Origin of the sequence: Dethiosulfovibrio faecalis (genome assembly GCF_021568795.1) — a bacterium.
Classification (GTDB): Bacteria; Synergistota; Synergistia; order Synergistales; family Dethiosulfovibrionaceae; genus Dethiosulfovibrio; species Dethiosulfovibrio faecalis.
Genome location: NZ_JAKGUE010000001.1, coordinates 233818 through 253447, shown reverse-complemented (window position 1 = coordinate 253447; position 19630 = coordinate 233818). Strand labels below are relative to the sequence as shown.

Below are 19630 nucleotides of genomic sequence, written 5' to 3'. Positions count from 1 at the left end.
TATTCATTAAGATCAATCTTCTCCGGAGACAAAAATTCTGGTATCCATAGCGGCATGGAGAGTCACCCTATCGGCAAATTCTATGCTTCCTCCAACAGGGAGCCCATAAGAGAGCCTGCTTTTTTTGAGATCCGACATACCCTTCAGGGCGGACAGGACGGCGTGATAGGTCATGTCCCCCTCTACCCGGGGATTTGTGGCTATTATAACCTCGGAGACCTTCCCCCTCTCTATCATGTTTATCAACCCATCGAGACTCCCTTCCGGGAGATCCTCTCCGTCCAGTGGAGAGACGGTGCCTCCAAGGACATAGTAAAGTCCATCGTACACCCCGGCCTGTTCGATACTGAGAAGATCTTCTATCCCTTCCACGACACATAAGATAGAACGATCTCTTAAGGGATCGGAGCATATATTACAGGGCTGTCTATCCGTTAAATTACCACATATCTCACATACCGATAGACTTTTTTTCAAAGACAGGATAGCGTCAGCCAATTCCATGGAATATCCCTCCGGAGCCTGAAAAACGAAGAACGCCATCCTTCTGGCGCTCTTCTCTCCGACTCCGGGAAGTCTCTTCAAAAGACCTATCAGCCGTTCAAAAGGTCCAGGGAGAGCCATTAGAGTCCTAGCCCTCCTAGGGCACCTCCCAGACCACCGGTTATCTGCCCCATCTTTTTCTGAGCCAGTTCCTGTCCCTTTCTGGCCGCCTCGTTCACCGCCGCCAGAACCAGGTCCTCCAGCATCTCGATATCCTCGGGGTCCACCACCTCAGGAGATATCTTAAGCGAAAGAACCTCACCGTGACCGTTAGCGATAGCGGTGACCATCCCCCCACCGGAGTTCCCCTCGACGCGGTCATCTGCCAACGAAGCCTGCACCTTCTGCATCTGGGCCTGCATCTTCTGAGCTTGTTTCATGATGTTGTTCATTTTCATATAAATCCCTCCACAGATCAATCGTGATGATACGACGTGTTCTTAGATATCATTAAGGCTCTATATATCTGTTCAGAAAAAAACAACAAACACATCTCGTGGGTCAAGGTCATCGGAGATAATGATAACATCTCATCGCTTCTTTTACGAACGTCTTCACTGAAACCGAAAGGACCTCCTATGATAAAGACCAACCTCCCATGAGCCGATTTCAACCTGGAAAACAAATAGGACGAAAAGGTCCGACTGGTCATTGTCGACCCCTTCTCGTCCAAAAGGACCACGTGATCTCGAGGCGTAAGATATCTGAGAATGGCTTTACTCTCCCTTTCCGTAGATTTTTCCGGAGAAAGACCTCTCCCATCCGGAAGATAATCCAAGGATATCGGCAGATGAGGTGTTGTTCTCTTTATGTAAGAGTCAATCCCCTTGAGGATAGACTTGTCCTTGGGCTTGCCTACTGCCAAAACGGATAACTTCATTTACGTTTCTTCTTTCCGGTTAGTTTTTTAATGGCATATCTTTCCTGTCTCTCTCTCTCGGACAACACCTCTAGAATCTTCTTCTTCTCTTCCGATAGAGACGGCAAAAGCGAGTGTTCCAACGTGTTTATCTTCAGATTGGTCTTTCTCAGTTCCCTCTCGAAGGCCTGTATCTTGCTTCTCAACGTTATATAGCGCCACAACATCGATTCGGCCTGTTCCAGCAGGAACAGAAGCTCCTCTATGTACAACGACGATAAAGCCGGATCCATGTCCAATCTAAACCGATGCTCGATTTCCGAGGGTTCTGATTCGAACCTGGTGTATCGACACCCCATAAGCGACTCCCTGAAGAGCCTCAGATTTAGAAGGGGATGCTGAAGCCTTAGAAGATCTATGGTGTGAGAACCTTCATAGACCCTGATCAGACCGTATATCGCCGCTATACTGCTGCAGAGTTTTCTATATTGGTCCTGAAGCTCGTAGAAGAGTTTCTTTTCCCCCTCCATAGCGCGGATAAAGGCATCTCTCTTTTTCTCCAAAAGCCCTTTTCCAAAGGCGATATCCTTTATCCTGCTCGATACCTCTAGAAGTCGGTCTCTTGTGGCGGAGGACTGGCTCATCCTAACGCTCCCTCCGAGAGACCATCTCCTGGGGCAGTTTAAAAAGTTCTTGATCCGGGAGGGCCCGAAGGGCTCTCCAAGCCTCCTCTAGGGAATCCTCCAGGTTACGATCTCCGCCTCTTTGGTCGATAAAACTCTCCTCAAAGGACTTGCCAAAGGCGATGTATCTGTGTTCTATCTCGGTCAGACCGTCGTCTCCGACTATGAGCCTGAGCTTGATGAGCTCCCTGGCCTTGGCGTAGGCAGAGTAAAGTTGATCCGCCATAGCCCTGTGATAATCCACCGTCTGATCCTTGCCTATGCCTTTATTCATAAGACGGCTGAGACTGGGTAAAACGTCTATAGGAGGAAAGATGCCCTTATCGTGAAGGTCCCTTCCCAGAACTATCTGCCCCTCCGTTATGTATCCCGACAGATCGATAACCGGATGGGTCATGTCGTCGTCCGGCATGGTTATTATCGGTATCTGGGTTATACTTCCGGCGGAACCGTCTATCGAACCGGCTCTTTCATACAGATCTGCTAGATCGGAGTACATATATCCAGGATATCCTCTCCTGCCGGGGACCTCCTCTCGAGCGGCGCTTATCTCCCTCAAAGCGTTGCAGTAATGGAGCATATCGGTCATTACGACCAATACATCGTAGCCCTTTTGAAAGGCGAAATACTCGGCCACGGTGAGGGCCATCCTGGGAGTCAGAAGTCTTTCCGCCGCGGAATCGCTGGCTAGGTTTAAGAAAAAGACCCCCTTCTCTATCGCTCCGGTATTCTTGAAGCTTTCGATGAAATACTGAGACTCCCTTTTCGTTATCCCCATGGCGGCGAAAACCACCAGAAACTGGCTATTCTCCCTTACCTTGGCCTGACGGACTATCTGTGTAGTTACCTCGTTTGCCGGAAGTCCCGACCCTGCGAAGATGGGCAGTTTTTGCCCTTTGACCAAGGTATTCATCACGTCTATCGTCGATATTCCGGTTTGAATAAACGATCTAGGGCTGCGTCTTCTGGCTGGATTTATGGGAAGTCCGGAAACCGGTATTCGATCCTCGCAGAAAAGTATCTCCTCGCCCCGTTCGTCCAGCCCCCTGCCGTTCAGAATCTTCCCTATTAGGTTCATCCCGACCGGAACCTTGACGACGTCCCTGTCCATCCATACCGTCGTATCTCCGGTGGAGAGTCCCATGGCTCCGTCGAAAAGCTGTATGACGCAGAGATCTCCCTCTACTTGAAGTATCTGACCTTTTCTGGTCCGTTTTCCGTCTTCCACGGTCACGAGTTCGCCATAGCCCCCTTTCTTCACTCCTCTGACGAAAAGCAAAGGGCCCGCTATACCCGCTATATTTCTGTAACCTTCTCTATAGAGTTTCATCTTCTACCTCCACGACGGAAGCCTTGAGCCTTTCCTCCAACTTGGAGATCCAGGACGAAAAGTTTCGCCCCATCGATGTCTCATCCTGTCCTCGAAGATCGAGAAGGTCCCTGACCATGGGGAAATCGGATATAGTCTCGAGCCTGGCTCCCGAGGACAGGGCAGCAACCACCATATCGTCCAATCTTTTAAGATTGGACAAAAGGGAAAACTGTTTTTTCAAGGATGAGCTGGCATCGACATCGTCAAACGCATTTTGTTGGAGATAAACCGATTTCAATATGTCCACGAACGACAGAATCCATTTATCCTTATCGGAAAGCCCGTCTCTGCCGACCAGCTGGACCAGATTTCTGAGCTCTCTTTCCAGGGCGAGACGCCCTCTAAGAAAGGCTTTTAGGTCGTCCCACAGATCGGAGACCTCTTCCCGATAGAACCGCTCCATCTCCTGTTCGTAAAGACTGTAGCTTTGATTCCATTGAACAGAGGGGAAATGCCTCTGCTGAGCCAAGGTCTTATCCAAGGCCCAGAAGACCCCTGAGAGCCTCAGACTAGCCTGGGTGACCGGCTCGGAGAAATCTCCACCTGCAGGAGAGACAGCGTTGATAACCGTTATGGACCCCTCTCTCTCCGGAGATCCCAGAAGTACCGATCGGCCGGACCTTTCGTAATATTCGGCCAGTCGGGTTCCCAGATAGGCAGGATATCCTTCCTCTCCGGGCATCTCCTCCAGTCGCCCTCCGATCTCTCTGAGGGCCTCGGCCCAACGAGAGGTGGAATCGGCCATTATAGCCACGTTCAACCCCATGTCCCTGTAGTACTCGGCCATGGTTATACCGAGATAGACGCTGGCTTCCCTGGCCGCAACTGGCATATTGGAGGTGTTGGCGATCAAGATCATCCTGTCCATCAGGGGAGCGTCCCTATAGGGGTCCTTTAGCTCCGGAAATTCCTCAAGGACCTCCGTCATCTCGTTGCCTCTCTCGCCGCATCCTATGTATATTATTACGTCTGCGTTGCACCACTTCGCTATCGACTGCTGGGTAACCGTTTTTCCCGTTCCGAATCCACCGGGCAAGACAGCGGCCCCGCCTAGAGCGAGGGGAAACAGGGTATCCAAAACTCTTTGACCGGTTATCAGTGGCCTATCCAGGTTCAGACGCTTCCCTACAGGTCGAGATCTTCTCACGTCCCATCTCTGGAACATGGATATATCTCCTCCGTCACAGGTCGCAATGACTGTATTTACGGTATAATCGCCTTCCGCTAAGATCGAAAGTATCTCGGAGGATCGGAAATCCGGGGGAGCCATTATGCGATGTTCGACGGCATCGCACTCCTTCACCGTCCCGACGATATCCCCCGGGTTCACTCTGTCTCCGACCTTGAGGAGGGGGATAAAATGCCAGAGTTTCGACCTGTCGACCGTCGGAATAGATCTTCCTCTCTCCAAAAAGGGGCCTTCTTTACCCAGCACCTTCAGAGGGCGACCGATACCGTCGAAAACCGAACCCAGAAGTCCAGGAGCCAGCTCTACCGAAAGAAGATTGCCAGAGAAAAAAAGAGGATCGCCCACAGCGATCCCGTCGGCATTTTCATAGACCTGAATGTCAACCGTGCCCTTTTGTATCCTGACGACCTCTCCCAATAGACGTTGACGGCCGACATGAACGACCTCGTACATCGATACCGGGAAATCGACGGCAGCCCTTATGACCGGTCCTGCGATACCCCATATAGTGGATTCTCTTCTCATTCCATGTGCTCCTCTATATTCAACGTAGGTAAGGTGACCCAAAGGGGTTTTTCCATCCGCTCAAGTCTCGTCTTAAGGGCAACGGGAACTTTGTCGAACCAGCTTTCCTCGACGACGATACAGACCACGTCGTCTCTGTCCAACATCCTGGGTAGACAGTCTTTTAGCATCTCCGGGGTCTCGCATGATACCGGCTCCAACCCCAAAAGACTCCATAGGTCTATGAAGAGCCTGCGTCCCAACACTACAGTTCGCTGCGGATCTTCCATCGGCGGGCCTCCTCTAAATTTTCCACAGGAGGGTACGAATCCTCTCCGGCGAAAGCTCTGCGGCCAAGCCCACGGCCAACAGTTCCATGTTTCGCCACTCCACTATCTGGCGAGCCATATAGGCCATGGCAACTCCGATACCCATAAAACTCTTTCTTCTCTGGGATATCTGCCACCTGAAGAATTTATCCTGTAAGATTCGCCCGACCTCGGAATGTCTGTCTTCCTCCGAGATGGAAGCCTCCATCCAAGGGGTGTGCCGCAACAGGGATTTTATAGTCTTGCTTTCCTCGAGACGATTCACGGGGAAAAAAGCTCCACCGTCGAGATACTCTACAGGGAAAGCCGAATCTCCGCTATTTCTCCTGAACCATATGAGGAGATTCCAAAGATCCACCGTCCGACCAAGGTAATCTTCGACCAAAGCGTAATTATCGTTTTTTCTTTTGAGGGATCCGTAACATATGGAGAGCAATCCCTTTAGATAATTTCTCTCCGCCATAGCGAGGTTTCCCGACGATTGGAGCACGTCCAATGCCTCGGACAAGGCGAAGGCCGCAGGAGAACCTAGACGGTAACACAGCTCGATAGCCTCCGCTACGTGATTCCCCTCTCTCCATATCTCGTCGAAAAAATCTCCGCCTAGAAAACCGTAATCATGCCATTTAGGCGCTGTAACAGGAGCTCTATCGCTGTGATACTTTCTTATCAGAGCTCTGCCGTTGTATATATCGGCCCTTATGGATATTATCGGCATCAAGATCTTCCCCTCTTCGGGAGACCAGTTTTTCATCTTACGAAATTTCTCCGCCGATCCCGCCGCCATAGACCTCTTTATGCGCTCTAAAACCGACGTCTCCGAGGTGGCTAACTCCTTACGATAGTGGGATGAATAAGGGCTCGAAAGGAAGATCTGTTCCAGCTCTTCCAAATTCTTGTCCGCCATACCGTAAAAAAAGGAATAAGGGTAGAAATACCCCCATTCTCCTCCAAGCCTCGCGTTAAGATAGCCGTAGTCGTCCCCGAACGTCAGGGTGTCTTTCCATGACCTCATCAAACCGGACAGCCAACTCTCCGATTGCCCTTTGGAAGACCTTATCGAGCCTGGATCTGAAGGTGTTGTCAACTACGGCCCCTCCTTCTGTGTCGACTGCCACACAGCCACCCCAATCGTCCTCGTCGAGAGGTGACGGAGCGCGACCGTCGCGGGAAAGGCAATCCACCAAAGAGGGCGATACCGAGAAAGAGGCGTCCTCTCCCAAAACAGACAAAGCCTCATCGGTCAAAGCTTCCACCGAGGCTAGATAGTCACCCTCGGATACCGTCAATGAATCCAGTCGTTTTTCAAGAGCTATTCTTACCTTTTCCGCAAGCTCTCTCTGGATATCCTCGACGGCTCTCTGCATCTCTCCCCTTAGCTTCAGCCTGGATTCTCGCCTCATGCCATCGATCTTTCTTCGCTGCTCCTCCCTCATATCCTTCATCAGGGATTCGACCTCTTGCCTGCGAAGAGCTATCATATCGGCGATGCGATCCTCTATCTCCGATCTCCTTTTCTCCAGGCGTTCCTCCCCTTCCTTACGGATAGAAGAGAGAAAATCCTCCAGATCGGATCTATCGGAGACGGTCATCACGCAAATTGAAGGATGAGCATTATAGCCACGACGAAGCCCAATATAACCATCGTCTCGGGAATCGCCTCCAAAATTATCATCGTCCCCGCGGTCTCCGGCTTTTCCGCTATAGTACTGGCAGCGGCACTTCCTATTTTAGCCTGAGCGATCGCGGTAGCAAGTGCGGGCAGTCCAACCGCCAGAGCAGCAGCCAAGGCAATCATCGCTTTTTCCAATTGAAACTCCTCCTTCTCTTCTTTGCGAAAGGACGATATTCGGTGTCCCCGCCACTGTAAAATTTACCCATAAACTCTACGTAGTGTAGCCTGGCGGAATGCAGCCCCGACTCGGCCGTCGCCAAAACGAAATTTAACAGATGTATCGCTAAAGCGATAAAAATCCCTAAAAAGGAAACACCCAACACATCGACGAACTTGGATGCAACCATGGCCAATATGGCCGAGGAAAGACCGATCGCACCTATCCTCACATAGCTGAGGATGCTGCCGAAAGAGCTCATAGATTCGACAAGCCCTCCAACTCCGCCTCCGGCTATCAACAATATCAGGCCGATCGCCAAGACTATCATAGAGACGGAGAAGAAACTCTGTGGTATAACCCCTTTAGTGGCACATAAAGCCCCGATCATAGAGAGAATTACCACTATATTTCCTCCACGCTCCATCCACAGGTGGTGAGATCTGTTCTTGATCCCCTCTATCACGCCCAACGCCAATCCCAACAATATATGGGCCAGCCCCAAGGCCACTGTGAAAGCCAGAACGGGAACAACCGCATGAGACCTCTCTACCACCAAGGGCTCTATGCCGAAAATACGGTGAGCTACGTCTCCAAAATATTCTCCGTAGATTACACCCCAGATAACGCTCCAAAAGGCCATGGTCAGCAAAACAAATGCCCCGTCGGCTACCATCGGATTGTCTGTCCTCTTTCTTATCCACCAGGCCAAAGACGCTAAAACAACCCCATAACCGGCATCCCCTATGATACATCCTGCAAAGAAGGGGAAGAATATTCCTATCATCACAGTAGGATCGGTACCTCTATAGCTCGGAGGTGAGACCAGCTTCAAAAATATCTCGAAAGGCTTGAACAAGGTTGGATTCGATATAGCAGTGGGTACCACCTGCCATTCATCGGAGGTAGGATATCGCCAACGAACCATGACGTCATCACCGAAGACTTTTTTCAGCTTTTCACATAGGGGATCTCGCTCGTCCTCGGGAAGCCAGCCCTCCAACATGAACGCCTCTCCCATGTCCTTTCCCCTCTGTTCGACGACCAGCTCTTCGAGTCTCTCATCTATCAATATGAACAATGCTCCTAGACGACTCCCCCATTGAGTCCTAACACCGGAAAGTGTATCCTCTATGCAATCACAGACTTTTGGATTCTCTTTCAACTTTTCGTCCATGTACTCCATACATCGGAGCAATCCCGTACCGGGATCGCATCCTGGAGGCGTCCAGGAAACGAGACCCTCCGATTCTAGGCATAGATTGACCGGCCCGCGATATTCCAGAGGGATCCCCACGGCAAGAAGACTCTCTTTTTCTCTTATATGAAAGACATGATGATGGAGCTCGGGGACGGGGCCCCTTCCACTATGATCGGACACGAGGATGGATTGAATCTCTGACAGGATCTTCGGAACCTGCTCCTTTCGAAGCCACCATATCGACGCATCCCTATTCTCCTCGTTTTCTGACTGTACGAAGGATCTGAAATGTACCGATATATGGCTGGCTCCCTTGAGCTTATTCCTAAGACGTCGAGCTTCCTCTCTCCGTTCCAGAAGATCGGATAGCTCTTTTTTGAAATGGTCCAAACTTTTGTTCGTTTCCTCTATCATCTGAGAGAAAGGCAAGGTCAGATTCCGACCTAAGTCGTCTAGATCCTCGTCCCTTATCTCGTTCCAACTATCCCATTCAAGGGATTCGATCATACCCAACAGTTTGCCTCTGAGAAGGCGCAGAGAGTCGGCTTCCTCATCGGTTATCCTGACGGTCTCTCCATGCTCCACGTGCAGGACTCCCTGATCGTGAAGAAAAGAGACGATCTCTCTCTGCCTTGAGGTCAAACCCCATATGGCAACTCGGATCATCTTACGGATCAAGAGCAATCCTCCTTTTCGGGAAAAGCGATCAGGGTAAAGGCCTTATCCACGATATCCTCCATCCCGCAATGGGAGAGATCCTCCCTTAAACTCTCAAGAACCTTGAGGTTCTCGGCCCGACCTCGCCTCTCTTCATCCAACACCTCGGACTCCATAGCGGCAAACTCCTCCCCCAACAACTCTATGGTTCGGTCCGCCATCTCCTTCAGCCTCGACTTGGCCATGTCCAGCTCGGCCTCTATCTCTTTCTCCTTTTGGGCTAGATCCGCCGCCAACTCAATCCTGCTTTGCTCCAGTCGATCGTTTTCGACGGACCATAGAGTCGAGGAAAGGGAGTCGACGGGGTTATCCTTACGATGAGACACCCTCGATACCGCCTTCCATCAGAAACTCGCAAAAAGCACCTCTGTCGATTATCCCTATCAGCCTGCCCTCTTCGGTAACGGGAAGACGCTTGAACTTCTTTCTGAGCATCATATCCGCAACGGTCATTATGCTCGTATCGGAAGAGACGAAAACGGGGTCTTTCTGCATAAAATCCTGAACCAGGTCGTTCTTCATAGCTCCAAAACGCTGAAAAAGAAGGTTTTCCTCGTTTCCGAAAAACGTACTTTGAGCCAATATCTCGAGATAGGTCGGGATGGTTGGCTTCAGAATATCCGACTCGGACAGATACCCGACCAACCTCCAATCATCGTCTATAACGGGAAGACCGGACAACCCATGAGAGTACAGTACATGGATGGCGTCGAAAACGCGGTCTTGAGACATCACCGCCGTGAGATCTCGGCTCATAATGTCTTCAGCTACGATGGTTTTCATCTTTACCCCTCCAGCCGGAGAACCCTATCTTCTCCAATAGAACGGAGAATACGAACAACACCAAATCGACATCCTGGCGCAAACGCCAAGGTTCCTGAATAAGTCTATACAGCCATTCCAGACCACATTTTTGCCACAAAAGAGGAGCCCTTCTAAGCCTTCCGGATATCACGTCGAAACTTCCTCCGACACCGACCCCGACGACACCGTCCATCTCGGGAAGATAACGGCTCAACCAGGCCTCCTGTTTAGGAACACCCAAGGCAGTAAAGAGGAGCTTAGCCCCCGAACTCCGAATGCCCTGCAGGATATCTTGATCCTCCAAATCGTCGAAATAACCGTCACGATAGCCTACGACTTTTAAGCCGGGATAAAGTCGCTCCAGTTCGACGGCGGCAGAGGATACGACATCGGGCTTACTTCCCAGCAGATAGATAGGCCATCTCTCCACTGCGGCAAGACGGCATAATCCATGCATAAAATCGATGCCGGCCACCCGCTCGACCACAGGAACGCCCAAGAACTTAAGAGCCCAGACCAATCCGGCACCGTCAGGCAGGGTAAGCCAGGCTGAATCCGCAATTTCCCTGTACAGAGGGTCTTTTTTAGCCCTATAAAAAGACAGGGCGTTAGCCGTCACTATCATGGCAGACGGAGCCCCGGACAAAAACCTTCCCCTTACTTTGGAAAGAGCGTAGTTCATCGACATGCCATCGATACGGACTCCCCAAAGACCGGTTCTAGCCCTGCTTTGCGAACCTTTGAGGCAGGAGACCACTACTGCTATAGACACAGCCAAAAGGGATAAAAAGGCCGGCCTGGTGGTATCGTTTATGCCTATCTGCACGAAGGATACTACCGTACCGATCAAAAGACAGAGGAACGTGACGAACTTGACCGCACCAGGATGATCCACCCCTCTGTCCATCATCCTGTGATAGATGGACACGTTGCCCCATTTACCCAGAGGGACAGCATGGCTGACCAAATACAGGGATAGCTCCATCATCGGAAGAGCGTAGAGCCCCATCGGTATCACCATCAAAGTGGTGAAGGTCACACCCTTGGTCACCCCGACCAGAGAGGCCCCCGCCACCAACATACCCCAAAACGAGGAAAGGGGCTTTCCAAGCTGGCGATAGTTATGGCCCAGTCTGCTCCAGAAGACCGCGACGAAAGAGACCCCCGCAATAGACATGAGAAAAGCGTCTCCTACCTGTTGCCCCGAAATCGAGGATATCAGCAAGGTTAAGGAAAAACTTACCCCGAGAAGATGTCCGGCCAACCCAGGAATATCGTCCAATCTCTGAAACAAAAGAGGAAAAACCGTCACCCAAAGGGCTGTCATCAGGATCGATGAATAAGAGGAAAGATAAAGATATTGCCCTCCCGGCATGCCTACGAATGAGATTCTAGGACCTACCAGGGCGAAAAAAAAGCCGACCACTCCGAAAAGCCAAGAGAGTTTCTTGTTCGGAGAAGTGTGCTGCACCATGCCGACTATAGACCCCAACAACGCCATACCTACGACGACACGAATTTCGCTGTCTCCGGTCCAAAGGGCAAACAGCATCCAGACTCCCACCAGAGTCAGATCTCTCATATAAAAATAACGTTCTTTCGATAAAGTCCTCCGGTAGAGTCTCTGCAACATGAACGACACGAGCACCAGGGAGGATAGGACAAAAGCAGTCGAGGAGGAAAGATAATGTATCACGACGAAAAAAGGCTCCCTTCAAGGATACTCTCTTTGGAGTACCGCTCTGTATAACATCGTTTCTATTGTACCAGCGGACCCGGCTATTTTCCAGGAAAAACGCCGGCCAGAAGCCGGCGTTTTTCCTATAAGATCATCTATTAGTAATTTCTTTAAGCCCGCCCATATATTGGATAAGGACTTCCGGGATCTCTATGGATCCGTCGGTACGCTGATAGTTTTCCATTACCGCTATAAGAGCACGGCCTATAGCGATTCCCGATCCGTTCAAGGTATGGATGAATCTCGGTTTTCCTCCTTCGGAGGGTCTATATCTGGTGTTCATTCGGCGAGCCTGAAAATCCTCGCAGTTACTGCAGGAGCTGATCTCCCTGTAGCGCCCCTGAGAGGGCAACCATACCTCGATGTCGTAGGTCTTGGAGGCCCCAAACCCCATATCTCCGGTACAGAGGGTGATGACCCTGTAAGGCAGCTTCAACAGCTGAAGGACCTCTTCCGCGTTGGAGGTCAGTTTCTCCAACTCTTCGTAGCTGTTTTCCGGGGTGGAAAGCTTCACCATCTCCACTTTTTCGAACTGGTGCAGTCTCATTATCCCTCTAATGTCTCTGCCGTGGCTTCCCGCCTCTTTTCTGAAACAGGGGGTGTACGCAGTGTAGTAAAGGGGTAGATCCGACTCCTCCATGATCTCTCCGCCGTGAAGGTTGGTCAGAGGAACCTCCGCTGTCGGGATCAGCCATAGGTCGTCGTCGGCGATCCGATAGAGATCGTCGGCGAACTTCGGCAACTGACCTGTTCCGGTCATGGCGGCAGAGTTAACCATAAAGGGAGGGTTTATCTCCTTATACCCGTGACGGTCCACGTGAAGATCGAGCATAAAGTTCAGAAGAGCCCTCTCCAACCTGGCACCGGGCCCAGCCATGACGGTAAAACGACTCTGGGCCAAATTGACCCCTCGCTTGAAATCCAGTATCCCCAGACTTTCGCCGAGATCCCAATGTGGAAGGGGCTCGAAGTCGAATTCGCGAGGCTCTCCCCATTTCCTGACCTCCACGTTATCGTCCTCGTCCACTCCTACCGGCACCGAGTCGTGGGGCCTGTTGGGAACCTGAAGCATGAGATCGTCCAAACCGGCGTCGACCTCGCCCACCTTTTGGTCCAGAGCCTTGATCTCCTCCCCTATGGCCTTCATCCTCTCCATGATAACCGTTGGATCCTCGCCCTTAGCTTTGGCCGCTCCGACCTTCTTCGATCCGGCGTTTCTCTCCGCCTTCAGCTCCTCCACCTCGGATATGAGCTCTCTTCTTCTGGCGTCGAGCTCCAAAATCGAATCGGGGTTGAAATCGTGATTACGGGCTTTCAGAAACTCTCTGACCTCGTCCATGTGATCTCTGACGTATTTTATATCGAGCATATCTATTATCCCTCCCGGGTTATCCTTATCTCCTTGAGTAGATTCACCATCTCCAAAGCCGCGATCGCCGCCTCAGCTCCTTTGTTGCCGGCCTTGCTTCCGGCCCTTAGAAGCGCCTGCTCCAGATTATCGCAGGTCAGGACGCCGAAACTGATCGGAGTCCTCTGGTCCAACCCTATATTGGCCAGCCCCTTGGAGACCTCCGAGGACACGTATTCGAAATGGGGGGTGTCACCCCTTATGACCGCCCCCAAAGCTATGACGGCATCGAACTTGCCCAACAGAGCCAGTTCCTTGGCGACAAGAGGGATCTCCCAGGCTCCGGGAACCCAGAACACCTCCACGTCGTTTACCTTGACCCCGTGGCGAAAAAGGGCATCTTTAGTCCCTTCCAGCAACTTGGACGATATTAGTTCGTTGAATCGCGATACGATGACGGCGTAACGTCCGCCTTCGGCCACGAGTTTTCCCTGATATACCTTCATGACTTAGCTCCTCTCAGTTCAAAATATCCTTAAGGTGAAGGACGTGCCCCATGCGGGCTTCCTTGGTAGCCAGATATCTGCGGTTATGTTCGTTCGGCTCTATTATCACCGGAACCCGTTCCTCTATGGTCAGACCGTATCCCTCCAACCCCACGACCTTGAGGGGATTGTTGGTCATAAGCCTGATACTGGAGAGCCCGAGGTCCTTAAGTATCTGGGCGCCCAGTCCGTAATCCCGGAGATCCGGTTTATGACCAAGGGCGACGTTGGCTTCCACCGTATCCATCCCTTCCTCCTGAAGACGATAGGCCTTCAGCTTTTCCAGTAAGCCGATTCCCCTACCTTCCTGACGCATATACAGAACCACCCCTCTGCCTTCCTTTTCCACCGCACAAAGGGCGGCGTGAAGCTGAGGACCGCAGTCGCATCGCAGGGATCCGAAGACATCTCCCGTCATGCACTCGGAATGAACCCTTACCAGAACGGGGACTTCTCCGTCGAGATCGCCCTTCACCAAGGCGATGTGAAGCTTGTCCGGAACATCATCCAGAAGGCTCCTGTAGGCATGAGCCTTGAAATCGCCGTACTCGGTGGGAAGGACTATCTCAGCCACCTTCTCAACCAGAACGGTCCTCTCGGTCCTGTATCTTATGAGATCCCTTATTGAGATCAGCTTGAGACCGTGTTCGCGGCAAAACTCACCGAGGTCGGTCAGTCTGGCCATGGATCCGTCGTCTTTTATGATCTCGCATATCATCCCGGCGGGACTCATTCCGGCCAACCTCGCCAGGTCCACCGCCGCTTCGGTGTGTCCCGACCGTTTAAGAACTCCCCCGTTTCTTCCTACGAGAGGAAACACATGCCCCGGCCTCATCAGATCTGACGGAACGGTCCCGGGATCGGCCAAAGCCCTGGCCGTCATGGCCCTTTCCTCCGCCGATATGCCGGTGGTCGTTCCTTCCCTAAGGTCCACGCTGACGGTGAAAGCGGTTCCATGACGGTCGCTCCCTTCCCTCACCATAGGCTCCAGACCGACCTGGGAGGCCTGCTCTTCCGTTATTGGCACGCAGACCAGACCTCTGGCGTGGCGGATCATGAAGTTTACCGACTCGGCTGTGGCACATTCGGCTGCCATCACGAGATCGCCCTCGTTTTCCCTGTCTTCGTCGTCCACGACGACGACCATCCTACCTTTAGATATATCCTCTATGGCTTCCTCTATGGAAGCAAAAATGTCTTTATTCGAACTCACAGCCATCACCATCCGATTTCGTCAAGTCGTTCAATGCTCAATCCCCCCCCACGGGGGGAGCTCTCCTCTACCTTCAAACCCAGAAGGCGCTCGACGTAACGTCCTAACACGTCGACCTCCAGGTTAACAACGCCCCCTATAGATAGGTTGGACAGATTGGTATCGCTCAGGGTGGTCGGTATCACCGCCACGGAGACCAGAGGACCGTCCAAAGACGCTATCGTAAGGCTGATGCCGTCCAATGCGATGGACCCCTTGTGGACGACGTACCTCTTTAGTTCCGACGGAATCTCGAAGATCATCTCGGACGAACCGCCAGAACGGACGAAAGACCTCAATATCGCCGTCCCATCAACATGCCCCGTCACTATATGCCCGTCCAGACCGCTGTCCAGCCTTAGAGCCCTCTCCAGGTTCACCCTGTCCCCGGGCCTAAGAGAGGAAAACCTGGTCCTCTTCATGGTCTCCTCCGTCACGTCTGCCTCGAATCGCCCTCCTCCGGACGACCTTACGGTCAGGCAGGCACCGGAGACCGCGACAGACTCTCCTTGAAAGAGCGTATCCGCCATAGAACCGGCATCGACGGAGATCACGAAGACCCCGTCGCTCCTTCCTATGGAACGAACCGTTCCTACCGTCTCAATAAGTCCCGTGAACAAGGGAAAACCCCCTCCAACCATAGATCTCCATCCTGATCTCTGCACGAGATCAGAGATAAATTCATCGAGTCCTCCATCGAAGACAAAATCATGCCGGGCGTCATCGTCTGTCCATTCCCCATAATCTTGGGGGCCACGAACAAGGAGACCTCGTCGACGAGACCATCACTCAGAAGGGACGAGATGATACGTCCTCCGCCCTCCACCAGCAGTCTCCTGACTCCAGATCCGTAGAGATCTCTCAGGACCGTCTCCAGATCGACCTGTCCGTTCTTTTCTGGGATCAGCCTCTCTCCCTTTAGCCCTGCGAATCGTTTTGTATAGATTATACATCTATCGTCCAGAAAGACACGCCGATTTTCATCGATCCCTCCGATCACGACGGGAATAGGCGACCTTCCTGGAGCATCCCTCACGGTCAAGGCGGGGTCGTCCGCGGTTACCGTGCCTCTGCCGACCATGACCGCATCCGATTCGGACCTGAGCAGATGAGCCTTTACCCTGGAGGTACCGTTGGTTATCCACTTGCTTTTCCCGTCCGGGAGGGACATATCGCCGTCCAGACTGAGGGCGGCCTTTACCGTTACCCAGGGCATGCCGGCGAGAGCTCCTTTGATGAACCCTCTGTTGAGCCACCGACACTCCTCCTCTAAAACCCCGATGGACACGTCCACCCCGGCGGAACGAAGTATCTCGATTCCCCGCCCAGAAACTCTGGGGTCCGGGTCTACCGTAGCCACGACGCACCTCGATATACCGGCTTCAACCAGGGCGGGAGCACAAGGAGGGGTCTTGCCGTGATGGGAACAGGGCTCCAGCGTAACGTAGGCAGTGGCACCCGCTACCCCTCCGGCAGCGGATCTCAATGCCTCCCTCTCCGCATGGGGGGCTCCGCAACGACGGTGATACCCCTCTCCCAGTATCTCACCGTCCCTCGCTATGACGCATCCGACCATGGGGTTAGGGGACGTGTAGCCGGTCCCTCTCATAGCAAGACTGAGGGCTCTCCTCATATAGGTGGCGTCTTCAACCCTGTTTTTCATCGTCGATACCTCCGAGATGTCTCAATATATTCCTGGCGTGGGATTTCCCTATTCCGGAAACCTCCATCAGAGCGGATTCTCCGAGCCTGGCGATCTGCTGGACGCTTCCGAACCGAGCAAGAAGGGCGGCTGCCCTGCGCTTACCTATTCCGGGGATCTCCTCCAAGGCGGAGCGTCTGAGCCGCTCCTGTCTCTTCCCTCTGTGGGTCGTTATGGCGTAGCGATGGGACTCGTCCCTCACCCTCTGGAGCAACCTCAACGCCGGGTCGTTTCTCTCCAACTCGATAGGCTCCTCCGAATCCAAGGTGAAGACGAGTTCCTCCCTCTTCGCTAGGGATATCACCGGGATCGAAAGGCCCAGCTCCGACAGGGCCTCGGAGGCGAAGCGAAGCTGTTCGGGACCTCCGTCTATCAGTATGAGCTGAGGAAGAGGGGCCTCTCCCTCCAGACATTTTCTGTATCTCCTGGTCACGGTCTCCCTCATTGACCTGAAATCGTCTATGCCCTGGACCTCCCTTATGCCGAAGCGCCTGTATAGGGATGGGTTGGGCAACCCCTGTTCGAAGACCACGACCACCCCGTAGGTCTCGTGTCCCGACGAATGGGAAATGTCGAAACCGTCGATGCGCCAGGGAACGGTAGGCAAGCCGACTATTCCTTGAAGATCGCAAAGTACCTGCCAGGTATCTTCGTCCAGATCGGCGGACAGTGTGGCGGACACCTTCTGCCTGGAGAAACGCCACAGGGCCCTCAGGGTATCCCTGAGTCTCGCCGCCTCCTCGAACCTCATCTCCCTGGCCCTCCTGTCCATCCTCTTTCTGAGCCTGTCGGTAACCTCCAGCGTCTGTCCCCGAAGCAACAGTACCACGTCGTCGAGGACGTCTCCGTATTCGCCTTTGGAGCAAAACCCCACGCAGGGAGCCAGACACTTTCCCAGAGAGTGTCTCAGGCAGGGACGACTCAGATGGACCTTGGAAAAATCGTGTCGGCAGGTCCTGAGGGGGAAATATCTCTCTATCAGCCGCAACACTCTCCGAAGCTCTCCGGCGCTTACATAGGGACCTATATGGAGTCCCTCGCCCTTGCGGAGAGTCACCTCCAGCCTTGGAAAATCGTCGTCCGTGACGTGGACGTATGGATATCGTTCGTTCATCTTGAGATCCACGTTGAAGAAAGGCATTATCTTCTTTATCAGACGTGACTCCACTATGAGGGCCTCCGCCTCGGTCTCGGTCCTTATGGTGGATATATCCTCTATGGAGGCCACCAGTTTCCTGAGCCTTGGGGAAGCGTAGCCGGAAGCGTGCCGAAAGTAGGACGAGACCCTCTTCTTAAGCGACTTCGCCTTACCCACGTATATGATCTCGCCGTCGGAGCCGTGCATGAGATAGACCCCCGGCCTGTTGGGAAAGGTTCGTACCAATTTTTTGAGACGTTCCAGTCGATCCGTCATGGCTACCTCCGAACATAGGTGAAAAAGTGGAAAAATATTAGAGGAACAGTATAATCAGTATGTATCTGGAAATCCAGTTCCACCCAAACGAAAAGATGGAGGTTTCACGTCATGAGTCTTGTTCTATACAACGATCTAACAAGAAAAAAAGAGCCCTTCGTCCCCCTAAAGGACGGCGAGGTCGGCTTTTACAGCTGCGGCCCCACGGTTTACGACTACTTCCATATAGGCAACGCCAGACCCTTCATCGTCTTCGACGTCCTTCGACGTTACATGGAATTCTCGGGCTACAGGGTAACCTTCGTCCAAAACTTCACCGACGTGGACGACAAGATGATAAGCCGCGCCAACGAGATGGGCATAACGGTCCAGGAGCTGGCGGAGAAGACCATCGCGGACTACTTCGAGGACGCCGACGCCCTGGGCATAAAGAGGGCCACCCACTACCCCAGGGCCACTGAACACATCGAGGAGATAGTAGACCTGGTAAGACGGCTGGAGGAATCGGGACACGCCTACGAGGTCGACGGAGTCGTCTACTTCCACGTATCCTCCTTCCCGGGCTACGGCAAACTCTCTCGACAGAACATAGAGGAACTACAGTCCGGGTCCAGGATAGAGGTAAACAGCTCCAAGAAAAACCCCCTCGACTTCGTCCTCTGGAAGGCCCAAAAGCCAGGAGAACCGGCCTGGGACAGCCCCTGGGGCAAGGGACGACCGGGATGGCACATAGAGTGCAGCGCCATGGCGATGAAATACCTGGGCAACACCCTGGACATCCACTCGGGAGGGACGGACCTGACCTTTCCCCACCACGAAAACGAGATAGCCCAAGCGGAGGCCGCTACGGAGGAGATCTTCGTACGCTACTGGCTCCACAACGAATATATCCTCATAGACAAGGAAAAGATGTCCAAGTCGCTGGGCAACTTCATGACCGCCAGGGAGGCCAGAAAACACTACTCCCCCCTTGCAATAAGGATGTTCATGCTCGGTGCCCACTACAGGTCGCCGGTTAACTTCGGTCCCGAGGGCCTCCAGCAGGCCACCGCCGCCCTGGAAAGGCTCCACAACTGCTGGAGCGACTTCCGTTATGCCGTCGACAACCGTCCTCATTCCCAGGAACAGGACGACGTAGTCGAGTCCATAAAGCGGCACAGAGACGATTTCGTCGCGGCCATGGACGACGACTTCAACACCGCCGGTGCCATAGGACATATATTCGAGGCGGTCTCCACCGTGAACGGCTACCTCAAGGACAGCGACTCCCTGTCCTCGGAGAGCATAAAGGCGGTAGAGGATTTCTTCCGGGACGTCGACTCCATAATGGGCCTGATAGGCCTGGATTCGGACGGTCAAGACGACGACTCGGAGGAGATCGAGTCCCTGATCCGAAAGAGAGAGGAAGCCCGATCCGCCAAGGACTTTGCCACGTCCGACGCCATAAGGGATCAGCTGGCGGCCAAGGGAGTCATACTAGAGGACACCCCACAGGGAACCAAGTGGAAGAAAAAAATATAGACTAAAAAGCGATCTAAAAGCGGCTTCGGCCGCTTTTTTTTACCCCCCCTTGACTGACTAAGCCTGACCTTGTATCA

The 19630-nt window shown here is 52.8% G+C and carries 21 protein-coding genes; 1 reads left to right on the top strand and 20 read right to left on the bottom strand.

The window, feature by feature from the left end; genetic code table 11:
- Window positions 1-12 precede the first annotated feature (12 nt).
- The 20 genes from recR to L2W58_RS01215 all read right to left on the bottom strand — a co-directional run bounded on the left by recR (window position 13) and on the right by L2W58_RS01215 (window position 18032).
- The gene (gene recR / locus L2W58_RS01305) at window positions 13-624 is read right to left on the bottom strand and encodes a recombination mediator RecR (protein WP_236101181.1); all 612 of its coding nucleotides are present in this window, start codon (window positions 622-624) and stop codon (window positions 13-15) included.
- Entirely contained in the window at window positions 624-941 is a 318-nt protein-coding gene (locus L2W58_RS01300; protein ID WP_420827978.1) for a YbaB/EbfC family nucleoid-associated protein, read from the bottom strand. Before L2W58_RS01300 ends, recR begins: the two co-directional genes overlap by 1 nt.
- Before the next feature lie 17 nt (window positions 942-958).
- Window positions 959-1423: a 23S rRNA (pseudouridine(1915)-N(3))-methyltransferase RlmH gene (locus L2W58_RS13195; protein WP_420827977.1), complete on the bottom strand. Its 465-nt coding sequence runs from the start codon at window positions 1421-1423 to the stop codon at window positions 959-961.
- Complete coding sequence (locus L2W58_RS01295) at window positions 1420-2046, bottom strand: V-type ATP synthase subunit D (RefSeq protein WP_236101177.1); 627 nt, start codon at window positions 2044-2046, stop codon at window positions 1420-1422. The genes L2W58_RS13195 and L2W58_RS01295 overlap by 4 nt, the downstream gene beginning before the upstream one ends.
- A 1-nt stretch (window position 2047) precedes the next feature.
- Complete coding sequence (locus tag L2W58_RS01290; protein ID WP_236101176.1) at window positions 2048-3415, bottom strand: V-type ATP synthase subunit B; 1368 nt, start codon at window positions 3413-3415, stop codon at window positions 2048-2050.
- The gene (locus L2W58_RS01285; RefSeq protein ID WP_236101174.1) at window positions 3402-5171 is read right to left on the bottom strand and encodes a V-type ATP synthase subunit A; all 1770 of its coding nucleotides are present in this window, start codon (window positions 5169-5171) and stop codon (window positions 3402-3404) included. The genes L2W58_RS01290 and L2W58_RS01285 overlap by 14 nt, the downstream gene beginning before the upstream one ends.
- Complete coding sequence (locus L2W58_RS01280; RefSeq protein WP_236101173.1) at window positions 5168-5440, bottom strand: V-type ATP synthase subunit F; 273 nt, start codon at window positions 5438-5440, stop codon at window positions 5168-5170. The genes L2W58_RS01285 and L2W58_RS01280 overlap by 4 nt, the downstream gene beginning before the upstream one ends.
- A gap of 13 nt (window positions 5441-5453) precedes the next feature.
- Window positions 5454-6494 carry a V-type ATPase subunit gene (locus L2W58_RS01275; protein ID WP_236101172.1) on the bottom strand — a complete coding sequence of 347 codons (1041 nt, stop codon included), beginning with the start codon at window positions 6492-6494 and terminating at the stop codon, window positions 5454-5456.
- Window positions 6442-7071, bottom strand: coding sequence for a V-type ATP synthase subunit E (locus L2W58_RS01270; protein ID WP_236101170.1), 630 nt, complete (start codon window positions 7069-7071; stop codon window positions 6442-6444). Before L2W58_RS01270 ends, L2W58_RS01275 begins: the two co-directional genes overlap by 53 nt.
- Window positions 7071-7289 carry an ATPase gene (locus tag L2W58_RS01265; protein WP_236098809.1) on the bottom strand — a complete coding sequence of 73 codons (219 nt, stop codon included), beginning with the start codon at window positions 7287-7289 and terminating at the stop codon, window positions 7071-7073. The genes L2W58_RS01270 and L2W58_RS01265 overlap by 1 nt, the downstream gene beginning before the upstream one ends.
- Window positions 7274-9190 carry a V-type ATP synthase subunit I gene (locus tag L2W58_RS01260; RefSeq protein ID WP_236101169.1) on the bottom strand — a complete coding sequence of 639 codons (1917 nt, stop codon included), beginning with the start codon at window positions 9188-9190 and terminating at the stop codon, window positions 7274-7276. Before L2W58_RS01260 ends, L2W58_RS01265 begins: the two co-directional genes overlap by 16 nt.
- Window positions 9187-9555 carry a hypothetical protein gene (locus L2W58_RS01255; protein WP_236101168.1) on the bottom strand — a complete coding sequence of 123 codons (369 nt, stop codon included), beginning with the start codon at window positions 9553-9555 and terminating at the stop codon, window positions 9187-9189. The genes L2W58_RS01260 and L2W58_RS01255 overlap by 4 nt, the downstream gene beginning before the upstream one ends.
- The gene (locus L2W58_RS01250; protein ID WP_236101166.1) at window positions 9542-10012 is read right to left on the bottom strand and encodes a CBS domain-containing protein; all 471 of its coding nucleotides are present in this window, start codon (window positions 10010-10012) and stop codon (window positions 9542-9544) included. Before L2W58_RS01250 ends, L2W58_RS01255 begins: the two co-directional genes overlap by 14 nt.
- Window positions 9993-11615, bottom strand: a complete 1623-nt coding sequence (locus L2W58_RS01245) for a WecB/TagA/CpsF family glycosyltransferase (protein WP_236101165.1) — start codon at window positions 11613-11615, stop codon at window positions 9993-9995. The genes L2W58_RS01250 and L2W58_RS01245 overlap by 20 nt, the downstream gene beginning before the upstream one ends.
- Window positions 11616-11862: 247 nt before the next feature.
- Window positions 11863-13140, bottom strand: coding sequence for a serine--tRNA ligase (gene serS / locus L2W58_RS01240; RefSeq protein WP_236101163.1), 1278 nt, complete (start codon window positions 13138-13140; stop codon window positions 11863-11865).
- 5 nt (window positions 13141-13145) lie between these two features.
- Window positions 13146-13625 (bottom strand): 6,7-dimethyl-8-ribityllumazine synthase, encoded by a 480-nt coding sequence (ribH, locus tag L2W58_RS01235; protein WP_236101162.1) that lies wholly within the window; start codon window positions 13623-13625, stop codon window positions 13146-13148.
- Window positions 13626-13638: 13 nt separating this feature from the next.
- Window positions 13639-14883 carry a bifunctional 3,4-dihydroxy-2-butanone-4-phosphate synthase/GTP cyclohydrolase II gene (locus L2W58_RS01230; protein ID WP_255700288.1) on the bottom strand — a complete coding sequence of 415 codons (1245 nt, stop codon included), beginning with the start codon at window positions 14881-14883 and terminating at the stop codon, window positions 13639-13641.
- A complete protein-coding gene (locus L2W58_RS01225) occupies window positions 14883-15536 on the bottom strand; it encodes a riboflavin synthase (RefSeq protein ID WP_236101161.1) in 654 nt (217 codons plus the stop codon). The genes L2W58_RS01230 and L2W58_RS01225 overlap by 1 nt, the downstream gene beginning before the upstream one ends.
- Complete coding sequence (gene ribD, locus L2W58_RS01220) at window positions 15509-16579, bottom strand: bifunctional diaminohydroxyphosphoribosylaminopyrimidine deaminase/5-amino-6-(5-phosphoribosylamino)uracil reductase RibD (RefSeq protein ID WP_236101160.1); 1071 nt, start codon at window positions 16577-16579, stop codon at window positions 15509-15511. The genes L2W58_RS01225 and ribD overlap by 28 nt, the downstream gene beginning before the upstream one ends.
- Window positions 16563-18032 carry an excinuclease ABC subunit UvrC gene (locus L2W58_RS01215; RefSeq protein ID WP_236101158.1) on the bottom strand — a complete coding sequence of 490 codons (1470 nt, stop codon included), beginning with the start codon at window positions 18030-18032 and terminating at the stop codon, window positions 16563-16565. Before L2W58_RS01215 ends, ribD begins: the two co-directional genes overlap by 17 nt.
- Before the next feature lie 111 nt (window positions 18033-18143).
- Between L2W58_RS01215 and cysS the strand changes: the two genes are divergently transcribed.
- Window positions 18144-19553, top strand: a complete 1410-nt coding sequence (cysS, locus tag L2W58_RS01210) for a cysteine--tRNA ligase (protein WP_236101157.1) — start codon at window positions 18144-18146, stop codon at window positions 19551-19553.
- The last annotated feature ends 77 nt before the right edge of the window (window positions 19554-19630 follow it).

What these genes read in the sequence shown, in the direction of transcription:
- L2W58_RS13195 (WP_420827977.1), bottom strand. Translation starts at nt 1,423, where the DNA reads ATGAAGTTATCCGTTTTGGCAGTAGGCAAGCCCAAGGACAAGTCTATC.
- L2W58_RS01290 (WP_236101176.1), bottom strand. Translation starts at nt 3,415, where the DNA reads ATGAAACTCTATAGAGAAGGTTACAGAAATATAGCGGGTATAGCGGGC.
- cysS (WP_236101157.1), top strand. Translation starts at nt 18,144, where the DNA reads ATGAGTCTTGTTCTATACAACGATCTAACAAGAAAAAAAGAGCCCTTC.
- L2W58_RS01280 (WP_236101173.1), bottom strand. Translation starts at nt 5,440, where the DNA reads ATGGAAGATCCGCAGCGAACTGTAGTGTTGGGACGCAGGCTCTTCATA.
- ribD (WP_236101160.1), bottom strand. Translation starts at nt 16,579, where the DNA reads ATGAAAAACAGGGTTGAAGACGCCACCTATATGAGGAGAGCCCTCAGT.
- L2W58_RS01250 (WP_236101166.1), bottom strand. Translation starts at nt 10,012, where the DNA reads ATGAAAACCATCGTAGCTGAAGACATTATGAGCCGAGATCTCACGGCG.
- L2W58_RS01215 (WP_236101158.1), bottom strand. Translation starts at nt 18,032, where the DNA reads ATGACGGATCGACTGGAACGTCTCAAAAAATTGGTACGAACCTTTCCC.
- serS (WP_236101163.1), bottom strand. Translation starts at nt 13,140, where the DNA reads ATGCTCGATATAAAATACGTCAGAGATCACATGGACGAGGTCAGAGAG.
- recR (WP_236101181.1), bottom strand. Translation starts at nt 624, where the DNA reads ATGGCTCTCCCTGGACCTTTTGAACGGCTGATAGGTCTTTTGAAGAGA.
- L2W58_RS01295 (WP_236101177.1), bottom strand. Translation starts at nt 2,046, where the DNA reads ATGAGCCAGTCCTCCGCCACAAGAGACCGACTTCTAGAGGTATCGAGC.
- L2W58_RS01270 (WP_236101170.1), bottom strand. Translation starts at nt 7,071, where the DNA reads ATGACCGTCTCCGATAGATCCGATCTGGAGGATTTTCTCTCTTCTATC.
- L2W58_RS01285 (WP_236101174.1), bottom strand. Translation starts at nt 5,171, where the DNA reads ATGAGAAGAGAATCCACTATATGGGGTATCGCAGGACCGGTCATAAGG.
- L2W58_RS01275 (WP_236101172.1), bottom strand. Translation starts at nt 6,494, where the DNA reads ATGAGGTCATGGAAAGACACCCTGACGTTCGGGGACGACTACGGCTAT.
- L2W58_RS01230 (WP_255700288.1), bottom strand. Translation starts at nt 14,883, where the DNA reads ATGGCTGTGAGTTCGAATAAAGACATTTTTGCTTCCATAGAGGAAGCC.
- L2W58_RS01300 (WP_420827978.1), bottom strand. Translation starts at nt 941, where the DNA reads ATGAAAATGAACAACATCATGAAACAAGCTCAGAAGATGCAGGCCCAG.
- L2W58_RS01245 (WP_236101165.1), bottom strand. Translation starts at nt 11,615, where the DNA reads ATGAGAGATCTGACTCTGGTGGGAGTCTGGATGCTGTTTGCCCTTTGG.
- ribH (WP_236101162.1), bottom strand. Translation starts at nt 13,625, where the DNA reads ATGAAGGTATATCAGGGAAAACTCGTGGCCGAAGGCGGACGTTACGCC.